Here is an 18,325-nt window from a genome sequence, read left to right as displayed (position 1 = left end):
CCGCTCCCACAGGGACTGCACAAGGCATCGGTCCTGTGAAGGTACTGTGGGAGCGGGCTTGTCCCGCGAAGGGGCCTCTGAAGGCCCCGGAAGGATACGGCCTGGCGCTTAGTTGTAGCCAGCGCGATCCATCAAACGAATGGCTTCGGCCTGACGCTTGCCGGCAATTTCCACCGGAATGCTGTCAGCCTTGAAGCTGCCCCATGCCGCCACTTCCTCGGAAGGCTTGACCTTCGGGTTGGCCGGGAACTCCTGGTTGATGTCGGCGAACAGCTTTTGCGCGTCTTCACCTGTCATCCACTCCACCAGCTTTTTCGCCGCTTCCGGGTGTGGCGCATGCTTGGTCAGGCCAATACCCGACAGGTTGACGTGCACGCCACGGTCACCCTGGTTGGGCCAGAAGATCTTCACCGGCAGGTTCGGGTTTTGCTTGTGCAGGCGGCCGTAGTAGTAGGTGTTGACCACGCCCACGTCACACTGGCCGGCCTCGATGGCCTGGATTACCGCGTTGTCGTCGGAGAACACGTCGGTGGACAGGTTGTTGACCCAGCCTTTGACGATTTGCTCCGTTTTCGCCTCGCCATGTGTCTCGATCAGGGTGGCGGTGAGCGACTGGTTGTACACCTTCTTTGCCGTGCGCAGGCACAGGCGGCCTTCCCACTGTTTGTCGGCCAAGGCTTCGTAGGTGCTCAACTCCTCGGGCTTGACCCGCTCGGTGGAGTAGATGATGGTGCGGGCGCGCAGGCTCAGGCCCGTCCAGTCATGGGACGAGGCGCGGTACTGCGGCGGAATGTTCTGGTCGATGATGTCGGACTTGATCGGCTGCAGGATGCCCATCTGCTCGGCTTGCCACAGGTTGCCGGCATCGACGGTCAACAGCAGGTCGGCCACGCCGTTGTCGCCCTCGGCCTTGATGCGCTGCATCAGCGGGGCTTCCTTGTCGGTGATGAACTTGATCTTGACCCCGGTCTTGGCGGTGTAGGCATCGAACACCGGCTTGATCAGCTCGTCGATGCGCGAGGAGTACACCACCACTTCATCCGCCGCTTGGGCTGTGCCGCCGAACAGGGTCAGGGCCAGGGCGGCCAGTAGGGGCTTGCGTGGCAACATGTGAAGCACTCCTCGGATCGTTTGAGAGGTGCGAATGGTAGTGAATCCCATTTTCTGGCTCATCTACCTAGCAGTTACCGGATGTTGCAGAGCTTGCACCGCCCATTGCAGGAGCAACCCTCAGGCTTTGGCCAGATCCGGCAGATCACCACTCAAACCCAGCGCCTGGCGTACAAACAGCGCCTTGGCCTCCGGCATCTGCTCCACCAGTTTCAACCCGCTGTTACGCAACCAGCGCAACGGCAGCGGGTTGGCCTGGAACAAGCGCTCGAAGCCCTCCATTGCTGCCATCAGCGCCAGGTTGTGCGGCATGCGCCGCCGCTCGTAACGGCTCAATACCTTCACATCCGCCAGCCGCTCACCGCGCTCGCAAGCGTTGACCAGCACTTCGGCCAGTACTGCGGCATCGAGGAAGCCCAGGTTTACACCCTGCCCCGCCAGCGGGTGGATGGTGTGCGCAGCATCGCCGATCAAGGCCAGGCCTTCATCCACATAGCGCTTGGCGTGGCGCTGGCGCAGCGGCACGCATACCCGCGGGTCGGCCTGCAGCACCTCCCCCAGGCGCCCCTCGAAGGCCCGCTCCAGGGCCTGCAGGAAGGCAGCTTCATCCAGTGCCATCAGCTGCTCGGCATGCTCCGGGGTGGTCGACCATACAATCGAGCACCAGTCCTGCTGGCCATCACGGGTCAACGGCAGGAAAGCCAACGGCCCCTCATCGGTGAAACGCTGCCAGGCCGTGCCCTGGTGCCCGGCACTGCAACGCACACTGGTGACGATGGCATGGTGAAGGTAATCCCATTCGCGGGTTTCGCAGCCCGCCAGGCGCCGCACCGCTGATTGGGCACCGTCGGCGGCAACCACCAGCGGTGCACGCAGCTGCCGGCCATCGGCCAGGGTCAGCAACCACTCGTCTCCCGAGCGACGCAACTGCTCCATCCGCGCGTTGGGCAGCAGGCCGATGTCGCTGTGGTGCAGGCGCTCCAGCAGGCCATCCTGCACCACCCGGTTCTCGACGATATGGCCAAGCACGTGGGCGTGCACGCTGGCGGCCGAGAAATGAATCTGCCCAGTGCCGCTGCCGTCCCACACATGCATGTCGGAATACGGCGTGGCACGCCGCTGGGCAATGCCGTCCCACGCGCCAAGGCGCTCGAGGATGCGCTGGCTGGCCGCCGACAGCGCGCTGACACGTGGCTCGAAGGGTGCCTGGGCGTCGAAGGGCTTGACCGTCAGCGGGCCGCCATCGAGCAAGAGGATTTGCAAGCCACTGTGGCGCAACGCCAGGGCCAGTGCGCTGCCGACCATACCGGCACCGACAATCAACAGATCTGCGCGCGTTTCCATGCCTTACGCCAGCCTCGCTTGCGGCTTGAGCCGCACGTATAGGGTTTTATCGACCCGCGCCACCAGTTCGCCGGCACCATCGCGGATATCGACCTGCAATCGCGGCAGGCACTTCTTGCCGGTGGCGGTCTGCTGGCGAATGTCGTCCAGCAGCGCGTCATCAACGTGAAATTCGGCATACACCGGGCCTTTGCCCGGCGAGATGAAATCGATGCTGGCGGCCTTGTCCCAGACGATGTAGTCGCGGCCCAGTTGCTCGATCAGCAGCAACATGTAGAAAGGGTCGACCATCGAATACAGGCTGCCACCGAACTGGGTACCGACATAGTTGCGGTTCCAGCGGGTCAGCTTCATCGCCACTTTGACGCTGCGCAGGTCCGGGCTGATGGACTGCACGCGGATACCAGCACCCAGGTACGGCGGGTAGAGGTTCAGCATCCAGCGCAACATGCGTGCACGGCGTGCCAGTTTACGCGGGTTGCTCATGCCTGCCCTCGCGGATCGGGGCGGGTGCCAAGGCCCATGGCCTGGCGGGCGAACCAGCTTTTGGCCGGCGGCAACAGGTCGAGCCCCAGCAGGCCGAGGTTACGACCGGCGGCCAGCAACGGCTGATTGCTGCCAAACAGGCGGGTGACCTGGTCGGAAAAGCCAATGGTCATGGCCTGGTCCAGACGCTGGCGCTGGGCATAAGCCTGCAGCGTGGCCAGGTCGCCAGGCTGCTGCGGGCCGGCCAGCAACGCGTCGGCCAGCGACTGCACATCGCGCAGCGACAGGTTGAAGCCCTGGCCAGCGATGGGGTGCAGGCTGTGCGCGGCATTGCCCAGTACCACCAGGTGCGGCCGCACCTGTTCCTGGGCCTCGATCAGTGACAGGGGGTAAAGGTGCCGTGCGCCGACCTGGCGCAGCGTGCCCAGACGATAGCCAAACACGCCTTGCAGCTCGCGCAGGAAGCTGCGCTCGTCGATGTCGGCCAGGCGCCGCGCATCCATGCCCTGGCGTGTCCACACCAGTGCACAGCGGTTTTCCGGCAGCGGCAGCAGGGCCATGGGGCCTTCTTCGGTGAAGCGCTCGAACGCCTGGCCGCCGTGGGCCTCACCCGGGGTGATGTTGGCGATCAATGCGCTCTGCTGGTACGGCGTATGACGCACGTGAATACCCAACTGCTCGCGCAGCCCGGAACGGCCGCCGTCAGCCAGTACCGCCAGGTCGCATTCCAGCTGGGTGTCGTCATTCAACCCCAGGCGGTAACCGCCTTCGATCGCCTGCATCGAGGTCACTTCTGCCGGGCAGCGCCAACTCACCACGTCGCTGTCCAGCCCTTGCCACAGGCATTGGCCAAGCCAGGCGTTTTCCACCACGTAGCCCAGTGCCGGCACACCCTCTTCCTGGGCATCCAGGCGGGTGGCGCCGAAGCGGCCACGGTCAGACACGTGAATTTGCCGGATGGGCTCGGCACGCCGGCCAATGGCCTGCCAAAGGCCCTGCTGCTGGTAGATCTGCTGAGTACCGAACGACAACGCCGAAGAGCGCGCATCGTAGCTGGGCTGGAAGCTGTCGCCGGGTGCGAACGGCTCGATCAGGAGGATCTTCCAGCCGCGCGCCTTGGCCCCGGCCTGCAGGGTCAACGCCAGGCTTGCGCCCACCAGGCCACCGCCAATGATTGCCAGGTTCACGCGGCTCATGCGGCGTCCTTGCGGGCGGCCTGCATCAGCGCCTCAATCTCGGCAACCGTACGCGGCACGCCTGAAGTCAGGATTTCACAACCTTGCCTGGTCACCACCACGTCGTCCTCGATCCTTACACCAATGCCGCGCCACTTTTTGGCCACTGCCTGATTGTCGGCACCTATGTAGATGCCCGGCTCGACGGTCAGCGCCATGCCGGGTTCCAGCACACGCCATTCGCCGCCCACCTTGTACTCGCCCACATCGTGCACATCCATTCCCAGCCAATGGCCGGCACGGTGCATGTAGAAGGCGCGATAGGCCTCGCTGTCGATCAGCGCCTGCACCTCGCCGGTGAGCAGGCCCAGCTCCACCAGGCCTTCGGTAATGACCTTCACGGTCGCCTCGTGGGCGTGGTTCCAGTGCTTGCCCGGGGCGATTTCGGCAAACGCCGCGGCCTGTGCCTTGAGCACCAGCTCGTAAATGGCCTTCTGCTCGGGCGAAAAGCGCCCGCTGACCGGGAAGGTGCGGGTGATGTCGCTGGCGTAGCAGTCGATTTCGCAACCGGCGTCGATCAGCACCAGGTCGCCATCCTTGAGCAGGGCGTCATTCTGCTGATAGTGCAGGATGCAGCCATTACGCCCGGCCGCGACAATCGAGCCGTAGGCAGGCATCTTCGCGCCGCCCTTGCGGAATTCGTAATCCAGTTCGGCTTCCAGGCTGTATTCGTGCAGCCCGGCCCGGCAGGCCTGCATGGCACGCACATGTGCCCGCGCCGAGATGGCTGCGGCAGCCCGCATCACCTTCACTTCCGCAGCCGATTTATACAGGCGCATGTCGTGCAGCAGATGATCCAGCGCAACGAACTCGTTCGGCGGCTGCGCGCCCAGGCGGGCCTTGGAGCGGATCACGTTGATCCAGTCCATCAGCCGCCGGTCGAACTCGGGGTTGCTGCCCATGGCGCTGTATACCCGCTCGCGGCCTTCGATCAGGCCCGGCAGGATCTCGTCGATGTCAGTGATGGGGAAGGCATCGTCGGCGCCGAAATCGCGCACTGCGCCTTCCTGACCGGCCCGAAGCCCGTCCCACAGCTCGCGCTCCGGGTTACGCTCACGGCAGAACAGCACGTACTCGCCATGCTCACGCCCCGGGATCAGCGCAATGACCGCCTCAGGCTCCGGAAAGCCGCTGAGGTACTGAAAGTCGCTGTCCTGGCGGTATACGTGCTCGACGTCGCGGTTGCGGATGGCAACTGCGGCGGCAGGCAGGATGGCGATGCTGTTGGGGACCATCTGCGCCATCAGCGCCTTGCGCCGGCGGGCATACTCGGCCTTGGGAATGTGGCTCATGGGCAGACTACCCCCGGTTGATCAGTGCAGCGATGGCTTGGGCGCGGGTGCGGCCGGCTTGGCCAGCTCCGAGAACAGCAGCAGAGGCGCCACGCGCAGGTATTCCATGACTTCCATGTAGTCGCTCTCGCCGTCTTCAGACTCTTCGAGGGCTTCCTGTACCTGGGAAATGGCCACCAGGTCCTGCAGCACATCCTTGGCTTCGTCGGACAGGTCCTTGCCCCCGGCATTCAGGCCGAAACCGGTAATGAACCCTTGGCACCACTGGCCCAGCGCGGTGGCGCGGTCGCTGAGGGCGGCGTCGTCGGAAGGCAGCAGCAGGACGATGGCCATATCGTCGCTGGTCAGCTCACCCTTGACCATTTCCTGCAGGCCGATCAGGGCGTTGCGCACGGTGTCACCGGGCTCGGTTTCCAGCAACTGGGCGGCATCGGCCAGCCAGGCATCGGCATCGAAACCGGCACCGGCGCAGCTGCGGCCGATCAGCAGGCCGTGCAGTTCGGCCGGGGTGACAGGATGACCATTGCTCGAGAGCAGCATGGCGAAGGCGATGTAAGGCGATTGGGTATTGGGCATGGGCAGCTAGGCGCCAGACGGCGCAATGACTAGAATGGAGGCCTTGTATCCTAGCACCGGCAGGCGCGCCAAGACCATCGGCACTGGCCGTCGCCGCCCAGGGAGAGGCATCATCGCCAGGTGACTCAACGACGGAGCGAATCGAGTGCAACCCACGCAAGAGAACGACCTTCAGGCACTGATGAGCCGATTCGAGTTGCTGATCGAACGCGTCGAGCAACTAAAACGGCAAAATGCACTCCTAGTAGCTCAGGAAAAATCCTGGCGCGAAGAGCGCGCCCACCTCATCGAAAAGAACGAGATCGCCAAGCGCAAGGTCGAGTCGATGATCTTACGCCTCAAGGCTCTGGAGCAAGACTCATGAGTTCAAGCAATAGCGTCACCGTGCAGATCCTCGACAAAGAATACTCGATCATCTGCCCGCCGGAAGAGCGCAACAACCTGGTCAGCGCCGCGCGCTACCTGGACGGCAAGATGCGCGAGATCCGCAGCAGCGGCAAGGTGATTGGCGCCGACCGCATCGCGGTCATGGCGGCATTGAACATTACCCACGAAATGCTGCACCGCCAGGAAGACCGCACCGAAGCTCCGGCCAGCAGCACCAATCGCGAACAGGTGCGCGACCTGCTGGATCGGGTAGATAAGGCATTGTCCGACGACACGGATACCAAAATCGGTTGAGATTGGTATACTGGCGCCACTCCCTGGTGGATGCGCCAGTCGGTTATGTCCCTGAGCCGATACGCACAACCACGGGGGTTGCACGCTGGGGCCGGTGTGCATGTCCGCCCGACGGAAAGCCTTAACGCCCCCTGCAATCTCCACCTTGAACTTTCGGGTTCAAGGGCTACACCGACAGCGGTCTGACCGGGGAGCCTGAATTCTGTTGCCCGCCCCTCAAGGCGGGCGATTCGCTTTGGCCGACCTTGCAGTGGCGGCCAGCCCTCCTGGGATCGCTCGTGCCATGACCGACACCGCGCCGCTCACCCGCCCCCAGCTCCGTCGCCTGCTTCGCAATGCCCGCCGTGCCCTCACCCCTGCCCAGCAACGCCAGGCCACCCTCGGCCTGTATCGCCAGCTGGCACAGCATCCGTTGTTCCGCCGCGCCCGGCACATTGCCTTGTATCTGCCCAACGACGGCGAAATCGACCCTTGCCTGTTGATGCGCGAAGCCCAGCGTCGCGGCAAACGCACCTACCTGCCGGTGCTGCACGCCTGGCCGCGCACGCGCATGGTGTTCCAACGGTTCGAGCAGGGCGAAAAGCTCAAGCCCAATCGTTTCCGCATTCCCGAGCCGCTCACGGACCGCAGGCGCCAGCGGCCGGTCTGGGCGCTGGACCTGATCCTGCTACCGCTGGTCGGTTTTGACGAAGTGGGCGGGCGCCTGGGCATGGGGGGTGGGTTCTATGATCGCAGCCTGGCCTACCAGGCACGTCGGCAAACCTGGAAAAAACCATTGCTGCTGGGGCTGGCGCACGAATGCCAGAAGGTCGAGCGGCTGGCGCAAGCCAGTTGGGATGTACCGCTGCAAGGGACGGTCTCGGACCGTGACTGGTACCTGGCGCCGCGTTGAGCGGCGCCAGCGGAGGGCATCAACGTTGTGGCTGGCTGGCGTCAACCGGCATTTGATAGGCGCTGTCCAGCTTGCGCTCCCACAAACCCTGCGCATAACCGGTAGTGACCACACCCAGGCCAAAAATGAACACCAGAATCCACAGCAGATCCGGCTTTTTGCGTTGATTCATCGAAGATTGCCCCCCAGGCAAACTGTTCAGTGCTTGGCGATTTTCTGAGTATCGCCAGCGGATCGCGCTTTAAACGGGGCGCATTTTCCGACAACCTGCGTCCGCAAGCAAACCTTGACGCCAACCGGCTGTCGGTTTCGTGCAACAGGTTATTTCAAACCTTTTCAGGAGCAGTATCCATGGCCTACTGGCTGATGAAATCCGAGCCCGACGAACTGTCCATCGAAGGCTTGGGCCGCCTGGGCGAAGCGCGCTGGGACGGCGTGCGCAATTATCAAGCGCGGAATTTCCTGCGGGCCATGAACGTAGGTGACGAATTTTTCTTCTACCACTCCAGTTGCCCGCAACCGGGCATTGCCGGCATTGCCAGAATCATCCGCGCGGCTTATCCCGACCCCACCGCGCTGGACCCACAAAGCCACTACTACGACGCCAAGGCCACGGCCGACAAGAACCCATGGAGTGCAGTGGATGTGGCCCATGTGCAAACCCTGCCGCGGGTACTGGAACTGGGCAGGCTGAAGCAGCAGTCCGGTCTGGCCGAGTTGCCGCTAGTACAAAAGGGCAGCCGGCTGTCGGTCATGCCGGTAACCCCCGAACAATGGGCGGTCATTGTCGCGCTTCGTTGAATCCGTGGCTAAGGTCAAGGGTTTGACCGATATCAACACGCCACGCGTGGCCCCGCGCCATGATGTGGTGTGCATGAGCGCAAGGATGCAGAACGATGAACCGATACGCCCCCAGAATCTTCGCCACCGCGCTGATCGCCCTGCTCGCTGCAGCCGGAGGGCTGGGGTACTGGAAGTCGCTCCACGACCAGTTGCCCGAAGGACTGAGTATGGGCAACGGCCGCCTCGAAGCCACCGAAGTCCAGATTGCCAGTAAAGTCCCCGGTCGCCTGGCAGAAGTGCTGGTCGACGAAGGTGACAAGGTTACCCGCGGCCAGTTGCTGGCGCGCATCGACACCCGCACCATGCAAGCCCAGCGCAGCCAGGCCGAAGCCGAAGTGCTGCGCGCCCGGGAAAACTACGCCGCCGCCCAGGCCAGCGTGCAACTGCGTCAAAGCGAGCTGTTGCTGGCCAGCCAGGAGCTCAAGCGCGTGCGCGAAATTTTCCAGCGCAAATACGCGAGCCAGCAGTTACTCGACCAGCAACAGGCACGCTTTGACACTGCCAACGCCGCCGTGGTCGCCGCCCGCGCCCAACTGGCAGCGATCAAGGCTGCCATCGGTGCCGCCGAGGCACAGGTGGCGCAGCTCACCAGCGAAATCGACGACAGCAGCTTGCGTGCGCCCATCAACGGCATTATCCAGCTGCGCCTGGCCGAGCCCGGTGAAGTGCTGGGTGCCGGCGGCCGCGTGCTGATGCTGATCGACCCCAGCGACCAGTACATGAACCTGTACCTCCCAGCGTCCACCAGCGGCCAGCTGACCGTAGGTGACCAGGCGCGCATCGTGCTGGACGCCCTGCCCGAACGTGCCTTGCCGGCCAAGGTGGCCTTTGTCGCCGCCAAGGCCCAGTTCACCCCCAAACAGGTAGAAACCCGCGACGAGCGGCAAAAGCTGGTGTTCCGGGTCAAGCTTCGCCTGACCGACCCAGGCGCCGTGCCGCAGGCCAAACCGGGCATGCCCGGCGCTGGGTATGTGCGCACGGCTGAGGTGGACTGGCCGGCCAACCTGCAATGAACGCCCCGGCACTGCTGGCCGAGGGCATCAGCCACCGCTACGGCGACCTGGTGGCCCTGCACACCCTCGATTTCAGCCTGCCTGCAGGCACCCGCTGCGCGCTTATCGGCCCTGATGGCGCCGGTAAATCAACCTTGCTGGGGTTGATTGCAGGCGTCAAACGCCTGCAACAGGGCGAACTGCAGGTGCTGGGTGGCTCGATCCGCCAGCGGCGTCATCGCGCGGCGCTGTACCCGAAAGTGGCGTTCATGCCACAGGGGCTGGGTAACAATTTGTACCCGGAGCTGTCGATCAGCGAGAACATTCGCTTTTTCGCCACCCTGTTCGGGCTGGGCCGCCGCGAGTGCGAACAGCGCATGGCCAACCTGCTGCAGGCCACCGACCTGCAACGCTTTGCCAAGCGGCCGGCCGGCAAGCTGTCGGGTGGCATGAAGCAGAAGCTGGGGCTGTGCTGCGCGCTGATCCACGAGCCGGACCTGCTGATCCTCGACGAACCCACCACCGGCGTGGACCCGCTGTCGCGTCGGCGCTTCTGGGAGCTGGTCGAACAGGTTCGCGCACAGCGCCCGCAGCTGACCCTGCTGGTGGCTACCGCCTACATGGAAGAGGCCGAACAGTTCGAGCATTGCCTGATGCTCGATGGCGGCCACCTGCTGGCCGCAGGCCCGAGCCACGAACTGGCTGCCGTCACCCCAAGCGGCAAGCTGGACGACGCCTTCACCCACTACCAGGGCGCGGGCAAGGCGCAGCATCAACCCTTGCGCATCCCACCCCGCCCGGCCACAGACAGCCCGGTCGCCATCGAGGCCCACGACCTGACCCTGCGCTTTGGCGATTTCACGGCGGTAGACAAGGTCAGTTTCGCCATTGGCCGTGGCGAGATCTTCGGCTTTCTCGGTTCCAACGGCTGCGGCAAGACCACCACCATGAAGGTGCTCACCGGCTTGATGCCGGCCAGCGAGGGCAGCGCCAGCCTGCTGGGGCGCCCGGTGGACGCCAGTGACCTGGCCACGCGTAAGCGGGTCGGTTTCATGTCGCAGAGTTTCTCGCTTTATGGCGAGCTCAGCACCCGACAGAACCTGGCCTTGCATGCCCGCCTGTTCGACTTGCCCAAAGCCGAGAGCACCCCGCGCATCGATGAGCTGATCGCGCGCTTCGACCTCGCTGCTATCGCTGATCAACCTTCCGGCGCCCTGCCCCTTGGCCTGCGCCAGCGCCTGTCGTTGGCGGTGGCGGTGCTGCACCGCCCGGAAGTGTTGATTCTCGACGAACCAACCTCCGGCGTCGATCCCGCCGCTCGGGACGACTTCTGGCGCCTGCTGGTTGAACTATCACGCGAACAGGGCGTAACCATTTTCCTCTCAACCCATTTCATGAACGAAGCCCAGCGCTGCGACCGCATCTCGTTGATGCATGCCGGCCGGGTACTGGCCTGCGACACGCCCGATGCCCTGCAGCGCCAGTACCAGGGCGACACCCTGGAGGATGCGTTCGTGCGCTGCCTGGAGCAGGCCCAGGAGCTCGCGCCGCAAGCCGCAGATAACGCCGTGCTGGAGCAGGCAGCCACGGCCGCCCCGCCACTGCGTCAGGGCTTCAGCCTGCGCCGCCTGCTGGCGGTGGCCAGCCGTGAGGGCAAGGAGCTGCTGCGTGACAAGGTGCGCCTGGCCTTCGCCCTGCTGGGCGCGCTGTTCATGATGGTGATCTTCGGCTACGGCATTTCGCTGGATGTGGAAAACCTTGCCTTCGCCGTGCACGATCAGGACCAGAGCCCACAAAGCCGGGCCTACCTCGAAGCCTTCCGTGGCTCACGCTATTTTGCCGAACAGGCGCCGATTCGTGACAGCCGCGAGATGCATCAACGCCTGCAACGTTCGGAAATCAAACTGGCGCTGGAGATCCCGCCCGGCTTTGGCCGCGACCTGTACGCCGGGCGCCAACCGGTGGTGGCGGCCTGGCTCGACGGCGGCATGCCGTTCCGTGCAGAAACCAGCCGCAACTACGTGGAAGCCGTGCACCAGGCCAACCTTGAGCAACTGGCAAAGGCCAGCCCCCAGCCGCAGCCGCGCCAGGACCTGGTGCGCCTGGAAACGCGCTTTCGCTACAACCAGGACGTGGTCAGCGTAAATGCCATCGGCCCGGGCGTGATGGCGCTGATTTTGGCCTTTATTCCGGCCATGCTCACCGCGCTGGGCATTGTCCGCGAAAAAGAACTCGGCTCCATCACCAACTTCTACGCCACACCCCTCACCCGCCTGGAGTTCCTGCTTGGCAAGCAGGTGCCTTACCTGGCCGTGAGCCTGGTCAATCTGGCGCTGTTGGTGGCAATGAACCGCTGGCTGTTTGCCGTGCCGCTCAAAGGCAGTGTGCTGGCCCTGGCCTGTGGTGGCGTGGCCTACCTGCTGGCCACCACCAGCCTGGGCCTGCTGTTCTCGGCCTTCACCCGCACCCAGATCGCAGCCATCCTGGGCACCATGATCATCACCAGCCTGCCGACCATCCAGTTTTCCGGGCTGATCGTGCCGCGCTCGTCACTGGACGGCGCAGCGGCGGTGATGGGTCAGCTGTTCCCGGCGGGCTACTTTCTCGATATCGCGGTCGGCACCTTCACCAAGGCGCTGGGGCTGCGCGAGCTATGGCCGCAGTGCCTGATCCTGCTGGGCTTCTTCGCGGTGTTTACCGGCCTGAGCCTGGCCATGCTGAAGAAGCAGGAGGCCTGACATGTCGCGCCTGAACCACACCCTGCGCCTGGGCCTGAAAGAACTGACCAGCCTGCGCCATGACAGCGTACTGCTGCTGTTCCTGCTGTATGCCTTTAGCGTGGCGATCTACATGCCGGCGGCCGGCTCGGTGATTGGCGTACACAACGCCAGCGTAGCGGTCGTCGACGAAGACCACAGCCAGCTGTCGCGCAAACTGGCCGAAGCCCTGCAACCGCCCGAGTTCCAGCCCGCCGTACCGCTGCCCGCAGAACGCCTGGACCAGGCCATGGACAGCGGCGAGTACACCTTCGTGATCAATGTGCCGGTGAACTTCCAGAGCGACCTGCTGGCCGGGCGCTCGCCGGAGCTGCAGATCAACGTCGACGCCACGGCCATGAGCCAGGCATTCATGGGCGCCGGCTACATCGGGCGCATCTTCGAGCGTGAGCTGCTCGACTACACCCAGCGTGGCAACGTGCAAAGCCCGGTGCTGATCAACCCCAAGGCGCTGTTCAACCCCAACCTTGAGGGGGGCTGGTTCCTGGCGGTGATCCAGATCGTCAACAACATCACCATCCTGGCGATCATCCTCACTGGCACCGCACTGCTGCGCGAGCGTGAACATGGCACCCTCGACCACCTGCTGGTGCTGCCGCTCACCGCACTGGAAATCATGCTGGCGAAGATCGGCAGCAACGCGCTGGTGGTGGTGATCTGCACGTGGGTTTCGCTGGTGGTGGTGGTGAAAGGCGCACTGGGCGTGCCACTGTCCGGCTCGATGGGGCTGTTCCTGGCCGTGACTACGCTTTACCTGTTTGCCAGTACCGCGCTGGGCATCTTCCTGGCCACCCTGGCACGCTCGACGCCGCAGTTCGGCCTGCTGGCGATCCCGGTGATCATCCCGATGCTGTTGTTGTCTGGCGGCAGCACACCCCTGGACAGCATGCCGCAGTGGTTGCAATGGGTGATGCAGGGGTCGCCGTCGACGCACTTCGTCAGCCTGGGTACCGCGATCCTGTTCCGGGATGCCGGGTGGACAGTCGTGTGGCCGGATATCCTGGCGCTGGCGCTGATCGGCCTGGTGTTTTTCAGCGTCGCCCTGGCGCGGTTTCGCCGCAGCCTGGCCTCATGACACCTCAGGATCTATGGTCGGCAACTGTGGGAGCGGGCAAGCCCGCGAACACCGGCGAAGCCGGTGCCATTCACCGCGCCGCCTGCTTCGCGGGCTCGCCCGCTCCCACATTGATCACTGCACGATCAGGTTGTTGAACAGCAGGTCTTCGACGATCGGCTTGCCTTCTTCCGCTTCCAGCACCTGCTGCACCTGCTTCAGCGCCTCCTGGCGAAGGTGTTCCTTGGCCTCGACATTGCTCATGTTGTCCACGGTCTGCTGGGTGAACAGTGCCACCAGCTGGTTGCGGATCAGCGGTTCGTGGTGCTTTACCGCCTTGGCCGCTTCGTCGCCGGTCACGCGCAGGGCCACATCGGCCTTGTACACGCGCAGCCGTGGGCCGCCGTCGAGGGCATAGTTGCCCACAAAGGGTGGGCTCAGGCTGATGTAGGCAACCTTGGGCGCCCCTTCCTTGGCTTCTTCGGCCATGGCCGCAGCCGGCAACAGCAGCGCCAGCACCATCAAGATCCACGCTTTCACGAATTCGCTCCTCAATACAGTTGGCGCCAGCTTACCCAGCACGCCGCTCAAACCCAAGCCCGGGCTTATGCCGGCTCATCAGGGCGGGCCATGCTCGTTGACCCGGCAAGCGGCCCTCCTACACTTATCGGCCACTACCCGCAAAGGAATAGCCCCGATGAAAGCTGTGTTGTGCAAAACCCTGGGTCCGGCGCGCGATCTGGTACTGGAAGACGTGGCCAGCCCGCTGCCGAAGAAAACCGAGATCCTGCTGGATGTGCAGGCCGCCGGTGTCAACTTTCCCGACACCCTGATCATCGAGGGCAAATACCAATTTCAGCCACCGCTACCGTTTTCCCCCGGCGGCGAAGCTGCGGGCGTGGTGGCAGCAGTGGGCGAAAAAGCCGGCGCGTTCAAGGTCGGCGACCGGGTCATGGCACTCACCGGCTGGGGTTCGTTCGCCGAGCAGGTGGCAGTGCCGTTCTACAACGTGCTGCCGATCCCGGCGAGCATGGACTTCACCACCGCTGCGGCGTTTGGCATGACTTATGGCACCTCGATGCACGCCCTGCGCCAGCGCGGCCAACTGCAAGCAGGCGAGACGCTGCTGGTACTGGGCGCATCCGGCGGGGTCGGTCTGGCGGCGGTGGAAATCGGCAAGGCCATGGGTGCGCGGGTGATCGCGGCGGCCAGCAGTGCCGAAAAATTGGCCGTGGCCAAGGCTGCCGGGGCAGATGAACTGATCGATTACAGCCAGGCCAGCCTGCGCGAGGAAATCAAGCGCCTGACCGGCGGCCAGGGTGTGGACGTGATCTACGACCCGGTCGGCGGCGAGCTGTTCGAACAGGCAGTGCGCGGGCTGGCATGGAATGGCCGGCTGCTGGTGGTGGGGTTTGCCAGCGGCAGCATTCCACAACTGGCGACCAACCTGGTGCTGCTCAAAGGCGCGGCGGTGCTGGGGGTGTTCTGGGGCGCGTTCGCACAGCGCCAGCCCGAGGATAATGCGGCCAATTTCAAGCAGCTGTTTGCCTGGCATGCCGAAGGTAAGTTGAAGCCGCTGGTGTCGCAGACTTATCCACTGGCCGAGGCTGGGGCTGCCATCGAGAAACTGGGGCAGCGGCAGGCTGTGGGTAAGTTGGTGGTGCTGATGCATTGATTTTTTCTGGGGCCGCACAGCGGCCCCAAAAATTCAAACTTCACGCAGGTTATGGCAACGCCTGAACCGCGCCTCCAGGTTGCGATCAGGCATCTGGTGGCTGCGCAATGCGTTCAAGGTCTGCTCGACATAGTCGCGGGTGGTGCCATAACGCCCTTTGGCACTGGCCAGGATCTGGCTGAGCAAGGTGTCCGGCAGGTTGCCGGCATAGCACGGCAAATGCCGTTCCAGCACAAAGCCCAAGGCCTGCACCTTGCTGCCGTCGCCCAGCCGGCAATTGAGCCAGTGCGGCCGATAGGCCGGGTACGGCATCTCGCGTTGCCATAGGGCCATCAGCGAATCGTCCAGGTTGCTCTCATCCAGCCGGTAGGCAAAACCGCTGCAGGAACCACCGCGGTCCAGGCCAAACACCAGGCCGGGGGTTTCCGGTGTACCGCGATGTTCGTGCGACCACAGGTACAAGCCACGGTGATAGCCATGCACCCGTGCACGCTGGCGCTCCACTGAATTGCACTCCGGGCGCCAGATCAGCGAACCATAGGCAAACAGCCACACCGGCCCGCCCTGATGCCGAGACATGGTCGTCTTCATGGAGTTGAACAACTGGTCGCGAGTATGTTGCTGACCGAAGTCGAGTGCCGGAGGATACGAAACTTGCCAAGACATACTTTCAAGTGCCGACATAAGCTGCCGCCATTTATCCCTGTGAACTACGGATGTAGCGAGGTGCAATCAAGGTGCGGCCCCAAGCCTTGTGCCAAGGGCCTTGCACTAACCATAGGACAGAAATAGAGGAATACTCAAGCCCTTGAGCAAGACTTTAATGCGCGGTTCCGACGACTGGGTAAGTACTGTTTCAGCAACGGTGAAAGTTATTGGCCAAGGCGGTAACAATTACCGCCTTATACCCACTTGTTCAAACTTCGGTTATTAACCGCGTGGCGCGTAGGCAAACACATCCGCACGCATGCGGTGTGCATCCATGCCGGCGTCGACCAGGGCGTCGAGGGTGGCGTAGATCATGTTCGGTGAGCCGCTCGCATACACATGCACGGTGTTGAGGTCGGCGATGTCCTCGCAGACCGCCTCATGCAACATGCCGCAGCGCCCCTCCCAACCGCACAGGTCACTGACGACCTGGTGCAGGAACAGGTTGGGCAAACGCTGCCATTCGTCCCAGTGCTCGATCTGGTAGAAGTCTTCGGGCCGGCGCACCCCCCAGTACAGGTGTACCGGGTGCTTGAAACCGTTGGCTCGACAGTGCTCGAGCAGGCTGTGCATCTGGCCCATGCCGGTGCCGGCGGCAATCAAGACCAACGGGCCGTCGGGCAGCTCAGCCAGGTGGGTGTCGCCAAACGGCAGTTCGATGCGCGCCAGCCCGTCACGCCTGAGCTGCTCGATCAGTTGCAATGCGCTGGGTTCCCGCGCCAGCACGTGCAGCTCCAGCTCACGGCCGGCGTGAGGTGCTGAGGCCAGCGAGAACGCGGCAGGCTTGCCGCCCTCGCGCTCGATCATCAGGTACTGCCCGGCGTGGTAACGCAAGGGCTTGCCAGCAGGCGCACGCAGGCGCACCCGCCAGACATCGCCACCCACCTCGACGCATTCAGTGACGCTGCACGCCAGTTTGCGCACCGGCAGCTCGCCCAAGGCGAGCACACCATCCCAGAGCAACACACAGTCCTCCAGCGGCTCGGCAATACAGGTAAACAGCTCGCCATGGTCACGGACTTCGCCGCCCTGGCGTACCCGCCCTTCGACCAACAACGCGGCGCAGACATGGCAATTGCCATTGCGGCAGCTATTCGGGCAGTCATAGCCCAACCGCCGCGCTCCATCCAGGATCCGTTCCCCGGGTTCCAGCGCCAGCACCGCCCCGGACGGCTGCAACGTTACCTGCATCAATCTATTCCCAACTGATCCCACAGCTCATCGATACGGCGGGTCACGGCTTCATCCTTGACGATGACCCGTCCCCATTCGCGTGTAGTCTCGCCCGGCCACTTGTGCGTGGCATCCAGGCCCATCTTCGACCCCAACCCCGATACCGGCGACGCGAAGTCCAGGTAGTCGATCGGCGTGTTGTCGATCATCACCGTATCACGCTTGGGGTCCATGCGCGTGGTGATGGCCCAGATCACATCGTTCCAGTCACGGGCGTTGATATCGTCATCGGTGACAATAACGAACTTGGTGTACATGAACTGTCGCAGGAACGACCATACACCCAGCATCACGCGCTTTGCGTGACCTGGGTACTGCTTCTTCATGGTCACCACCGCCATGCGGTACGAGCAGCCTTCAGGCGGCAGGTAGAAGTCGGTGATTTCCGGGAACTGCTTCTGCAAGATCGGCACGAACACTTCGTTCAGCGCCACACCGAGAATGGCAGGCTCATCAGGCGGGCGCCCGGTGTAGGTGCTGTGGTAGATCGGCTTCTGCCGGTGGGTGATGCGCTCGACGGTGAACACCGGGAAGCTGTCCACCTCGTTGTAGTAGCCCGTGTGGTCGCCGTACGGGCCTTCCGGTGCCATTTCGCCCGGGTGGATCACCCCTTCCAGGATGATCTCGGCGGTGGCCGGTACTTGCAGGTTGCTGCCACGGCACTTGACCAGCTCGGTGCGGTTGCCGCGCAGCAGGCCGGCGAAGGCATACTCGGAGAGGGTGTCCGGCACCGGGGTCACGGCACCCAGGATGGTCGCCGGGTCAGCACCCAGGGCCACGGCAACCGGGAACGGCTGGCCGGGGTTTTTCTCGCACCACTCACGGTAATCGAGGGCACCACCACGGTGGCTGAGCCAGCGCATGATGACCTTGTTGCGGCCGATGACCTGCTGGCGGTAGATGCCCAGGTTCTGGCGGTCCTTGTTCGGGCCACGGGTAACGGTAAGGCCCCAGGTGATCAGCGGCGCCACGTCGCCTGGCCAGCAGTGCTGGATCGGCAGTGCGCCGAGGTCGACATCGTCACCCTCGACCACCACCTCCTGGCACACCGCGTCCTTGACCACTTTCGGCGCCATCGACACGACTTTCTTGAAGATCGGCAGCTTCGACCAGGCGTCCTTCAGGCCCTTGGGGGGCTCGGGCTCCTTGAGGAAGGCCAGCAGCTTGCCGATTTCGCGCAGTTCATCGACCGACTCGGCGCCCATGCCCATGGCCACGCGCTCAGGGGTGCCGAACAGGTTGCCCAGCACCGGGATGTCGAAGCCGGTGGGCTTTTCGAACAGCAATGCCGGGCCCTTCGCACGCAGGGTGCGGTCGCAGACCTCGGTCATTTCCAGGACGGGGGAGATCGGAACCTGGATGCGCTTGAGCTCGCCGCGCTGTTCCAGGCCACGGATGAAGTCGCGCAAGTCGCGATACTGCATGCA

The 18,325-nt window shown here is 63.8% G+C and carries 19 protein-coding genes and 1 other RNA gene; 9 read left to right on the top strand and 11 right to left on the bottom strand.

Annotated features, from left to right (window positions below; genetic code table 11):
* Positions 1 to 108: 108 nt before the first annotated feature.
* The 6 genes from J3A71_RS00980 to J3A71_RS00955 form a co-directional block, all read right to left on the bottom strand.
* Positions 109 to 1,110, bottom strand: a complete 1,002-nt coding sequence (locus J3A71_RS00980) for an extracellular solute-binding protein (protein ID WP_016489739.1) — start codon at positions 1,108 to 1,110, stop codon at positions 109 to 111.
* A gap of 120 nt (positions 1,111 to 1,230) precedes the next feature.
* Positions 1,231 to 2,454 (bottom strand): 2-octaprenyl-3-methyl-6-methoxy-1,4-benzoquinol hydroxylase, encoded by a 1,224-nt coding sequence (locus J3A71_RS00975; RefSeq protein WP_096426896.1) that lies wholly within the window; start codon positions 2,452 to 2,454, stop codon positions 1,231 to 1,233.
* A gap of 3 nt (positions 2,455 to 2,457) precedes the next feature.
* Positions 2,458 to 2,940, bottom strand: coding sequence for a DUF4442 domain-containing protein (locus tag J3A71_RS00970; protein WP_016489741.1), 483 nt, complete (start codon positions 2,938 to 2,940; stop codon positions 2,458 to 2,460).
* Positions 2,937 to 4,136 carry a 2-octaprenyl-6-methoxyphenyl hydroxylase gene (gene ubiH, locus J3A71_RS00965; RefSeq protein ID WP_096426897.1) on the bottom strand — a complete coding sequence of 400 codons (1,200 nt, stop codon included), beginning with the start codon at positions 4,134 to 4,136 and terminating at the stop codon, positions 2,937 to 2,939. The genes J3A71_RS00970 and ubiH overlap by 4 nt, the downstream gene beginning before the upstream one ends.
* On the bottom strand, positions 4,133 to 5,467 hold the full coding sequence (gene pepP, locus J3A71_RS00960; RefSeq protein ID WP_016489743.1) for a Xaa-Pro aminopeptidase: 1,335 nt from the start codon (positions 5,465 to 5,467) through the stop codon (positions 4,133 to 4,135). The genes ubiH and pepP overlap by 4 nt, the downstream gene beginning before the upstream one ends.
* A 21-nt stretch (positions 5,468 to 5,488) precedes the next feature.
* The gene (locus J3A71_RS00955; RefSeq protein ID WP_016489744.1) at positions 5,489 to 6,043 is read right to left on the bottom strand and encodes a YecA family protein; all 555 of its coding nucleotides are present in this window, start codon (positions 6,041 to 6,043) and stop codon (positions 5,489 to 5,491) included.
* A gap of 181 nt (positions 6,044 to 6,224) precedes the next feature.
* On the opposite strand from J3A71_RS00955, the gene J3A71_RS00950 reads away from it, so the two are divergent.
* The 4 genes from J3A71_RS00950 (at position 6,225) to J3A71_RS00935 (ending at position 7,616) form a co-directional block, all read left to right on the top strand.
* Positions 6,225 to 6,407: a TIGR02449 family protein gene (locus tag J3A71_RS00950; protein ID WP_029886233.1), complete on the top strand. Its 183-nt coding sequence runs from the start codon at positions 6,225 to 6,227 to the stop codon at positions 6,405 to 6,407.
* Positions 6,404 to 6,724: a cell division protein ZapA gene (locus J3A71_RS00945; protein WP_016489745.1), complete on the top strand. Its 321-nt coding sequence runs from the start codon at positions 6,404 to 6,406 to the stop codon at positions 6,722 to 6,724. Before J3A71_RS00950 ends, J3A71_RS00945 begins: the two co-directional genes overlap by 4 nt.
* A 17-nt stretch (positions 6,725 to 6,741) precedes the next feature.
* Positions 6,742 to 6,921, top strand: a non-coding RNA gene (gene ssrS, locus J3A71_RS00940) — 6S RNA.
* An 86-nt stretch (positions 6,922 to 7,007) separates the two neighbouring features.
* Complete coding sequence (locus J3A71_RS00935; protein ID WP_024718086.1) at positions 7,008 to 7,616, top strand: 5-formyltetrahydrofolate cyclo-ligase; 609 nt, start codon at positions 7,008 to 7,010, stop codon at positions 7,614 to 7,616.
* Positions 7,617 to 7,635: 19 nt separating this feature from the next.
* Here J3A71_RS00935 and J3A71_RS00930 read toward each other — a convergent pair whose 3' ends face one another.
* Positions 7,636 to 7,788, bottom strand: coding sequence for a hypothetical protein (locus J3A71_RS00930; protein ID WP_016489747.1), 153 nt, complete (start codon positions 7,786 to 7,788; stop codon positions 7,636 to 7,638).
* 179 nt (positions 7,789 to 7,967) lie between these two features.
* Between J3A71_RS00930 and J3A71_RS00925 the strand changes: the two genes are divergently transcribed.
* The 4 genes from J3A71_RS00925 to J3A71_RS00910 all read left to right on the top strand — a co-directional run bounded on the left by J3A71_RS00925 (position 7,968) and on the right by J3A71_RS00910 (position 13,303).
* Entirely contained in the window at positions 7,968 to 8,417 is a 450-nt protein-coding gene (locus J3A71_RS00925) for an EVE domain-containing protein (RefSeq protein WP_016489748.1), read from the top strand.
* Between the two features lie 95 nt (positions 8,418 to 8,512).
* Entirely contained in the window at positions 8,513 to 9,472 is a 960-nt protein-coding gene (locus J3A71_RS00920; protein WP_016489749.1) for an HlyD family efflux transporter periplasmic adaptor subunit, read from the top strand.
* Positions 9,469 to 12,189, top strand: coding sequence for a ribosome-associated ATPase/putative transporter RbbA (rbbA, locus tag J3A71_RS00915; protein ID WP_096426898.1), 2,721 nt, complete (start codon positions 9,469 to 9,471; stop codon positions 12,187 to 12,189). The genes J3A71_RS00920 and rbbA overlap by 4 nt, the downstream gene beginning before the upstream one ends.
* Position 12,190: 1 nt before the next feature.
* Positions 12,191 to 13,303 (top strand): ABC transporter permease, encoded by a 1,113-nt coding sequence (locus J3A71_RS00910; protein ID WP_023048875.1) that lies wholly within the window; start codon positions 12,191 to 12,193, stop codon positions 13,301 to 13,303.
* Positions 13,304 to 13,417: 114 nt separating this feature from the next.
* Here J3A71_RS00910 and J3A71_RS00905 read toward each other — a convergent pair whose 3' ends face one another.
* Positions 13,418 to 13,822, bottom strand: coding sequence for a flagellar basal body-associated protein FliL (locus tag J3A71_RS00905; protein WP_016489751.1), 405 nt, complete (start codon positions 13,820 to 13,822; stop codon positions 13,418 to 13,420).
* Positions 13,823 to 13,979: 157 nt separating this feature from the next.
* Here J3A71_RS00905 and J3A71_RS00900 point away from each other — a divergent pair, with 157 nt between their 5' ends.
* Positions 13,980 to 14,957: an NADPH:quinone oxidoreductase family protein gene (locus J3A71_RS00900; protein ID WP_023048874.1), complete on the top strand. Its 978-nt coding sequence runs from the start codon at positions 13,980 to 13,982 to the stop codon at positions 14,955 to 14,957.
* A gap of 33 nt (positions 14,958 to 14,990) precedes the next feature.
* On the opposite strand, the gene J3A71_RS00895 is transcribed toward J3A71_RS00900, so the two are convergent.
* The 3 genes from J3A71_RS00895 to ubiD all read right to left on the bottom strand — a co-directional run bounded on the left by J3A71_RS00895 (position 14,991) and on the right by ubiD (position 18,322).
* Complete coding sequence (locus J3A71_RS00895) at positions 14,991 to 15,641, bottom strand: gamma-glutamylcyclotransferase (protein ID WP_016489753.1); 651 nt, start codon at positions 15,639 to 15,641, stop codon at positions 14,991 to 14,993.
* Between the two features lie 246 nt (positions 15,642 to 15,887).
* The gene (locus tag J3A71_RS00890; protein WP_096426899.1) at positions 15,888 to 16,856 is read right to left on the bottom strand and encodes a CDP-6-deoxy-delta-3,4-glucoseen reductase; all 969 of its coding nucleotides are present in this window, start codon (positions 16,854 to 16,856) and stop codon (positions 15,888 to 15,890) included.
* A complete protein-coding gene (ubiD, locus tag J3A71_RS00885) occupies positions 16,856 to 18,322 on the bottom strand; it encodes a 4-hydroxy-3-polyprenylbenzoate decarboxylase (RefSeq protein ID WP_016489755.1) in 1,467 nt (488 codons plus the stop codon). The genes J3A71_RS00890 and ubiD overlap by 1 nt, the downstream gene beginning before the upstream one ends.
* Between the last annotated feature and the right edge of the window lie 3 nt (positions 18,323 to 18,325).

The organism is Pseudomonas sp. PvP089 (genome assembly GCF_017875165.1).
Classification (GTDB): Bacteria; Pseudomonadota; Gammaproteobacteria; order Pseudomonadales; family Pseudomonadaceae; genus Aquipseudomonas; species Aquipseudomonas fortuita.
The sequence above is the reverse complement of the archived record's forward strand: the minus strand, read 5'-3'. Positions and strand labels throughout refer to the sequence as shown.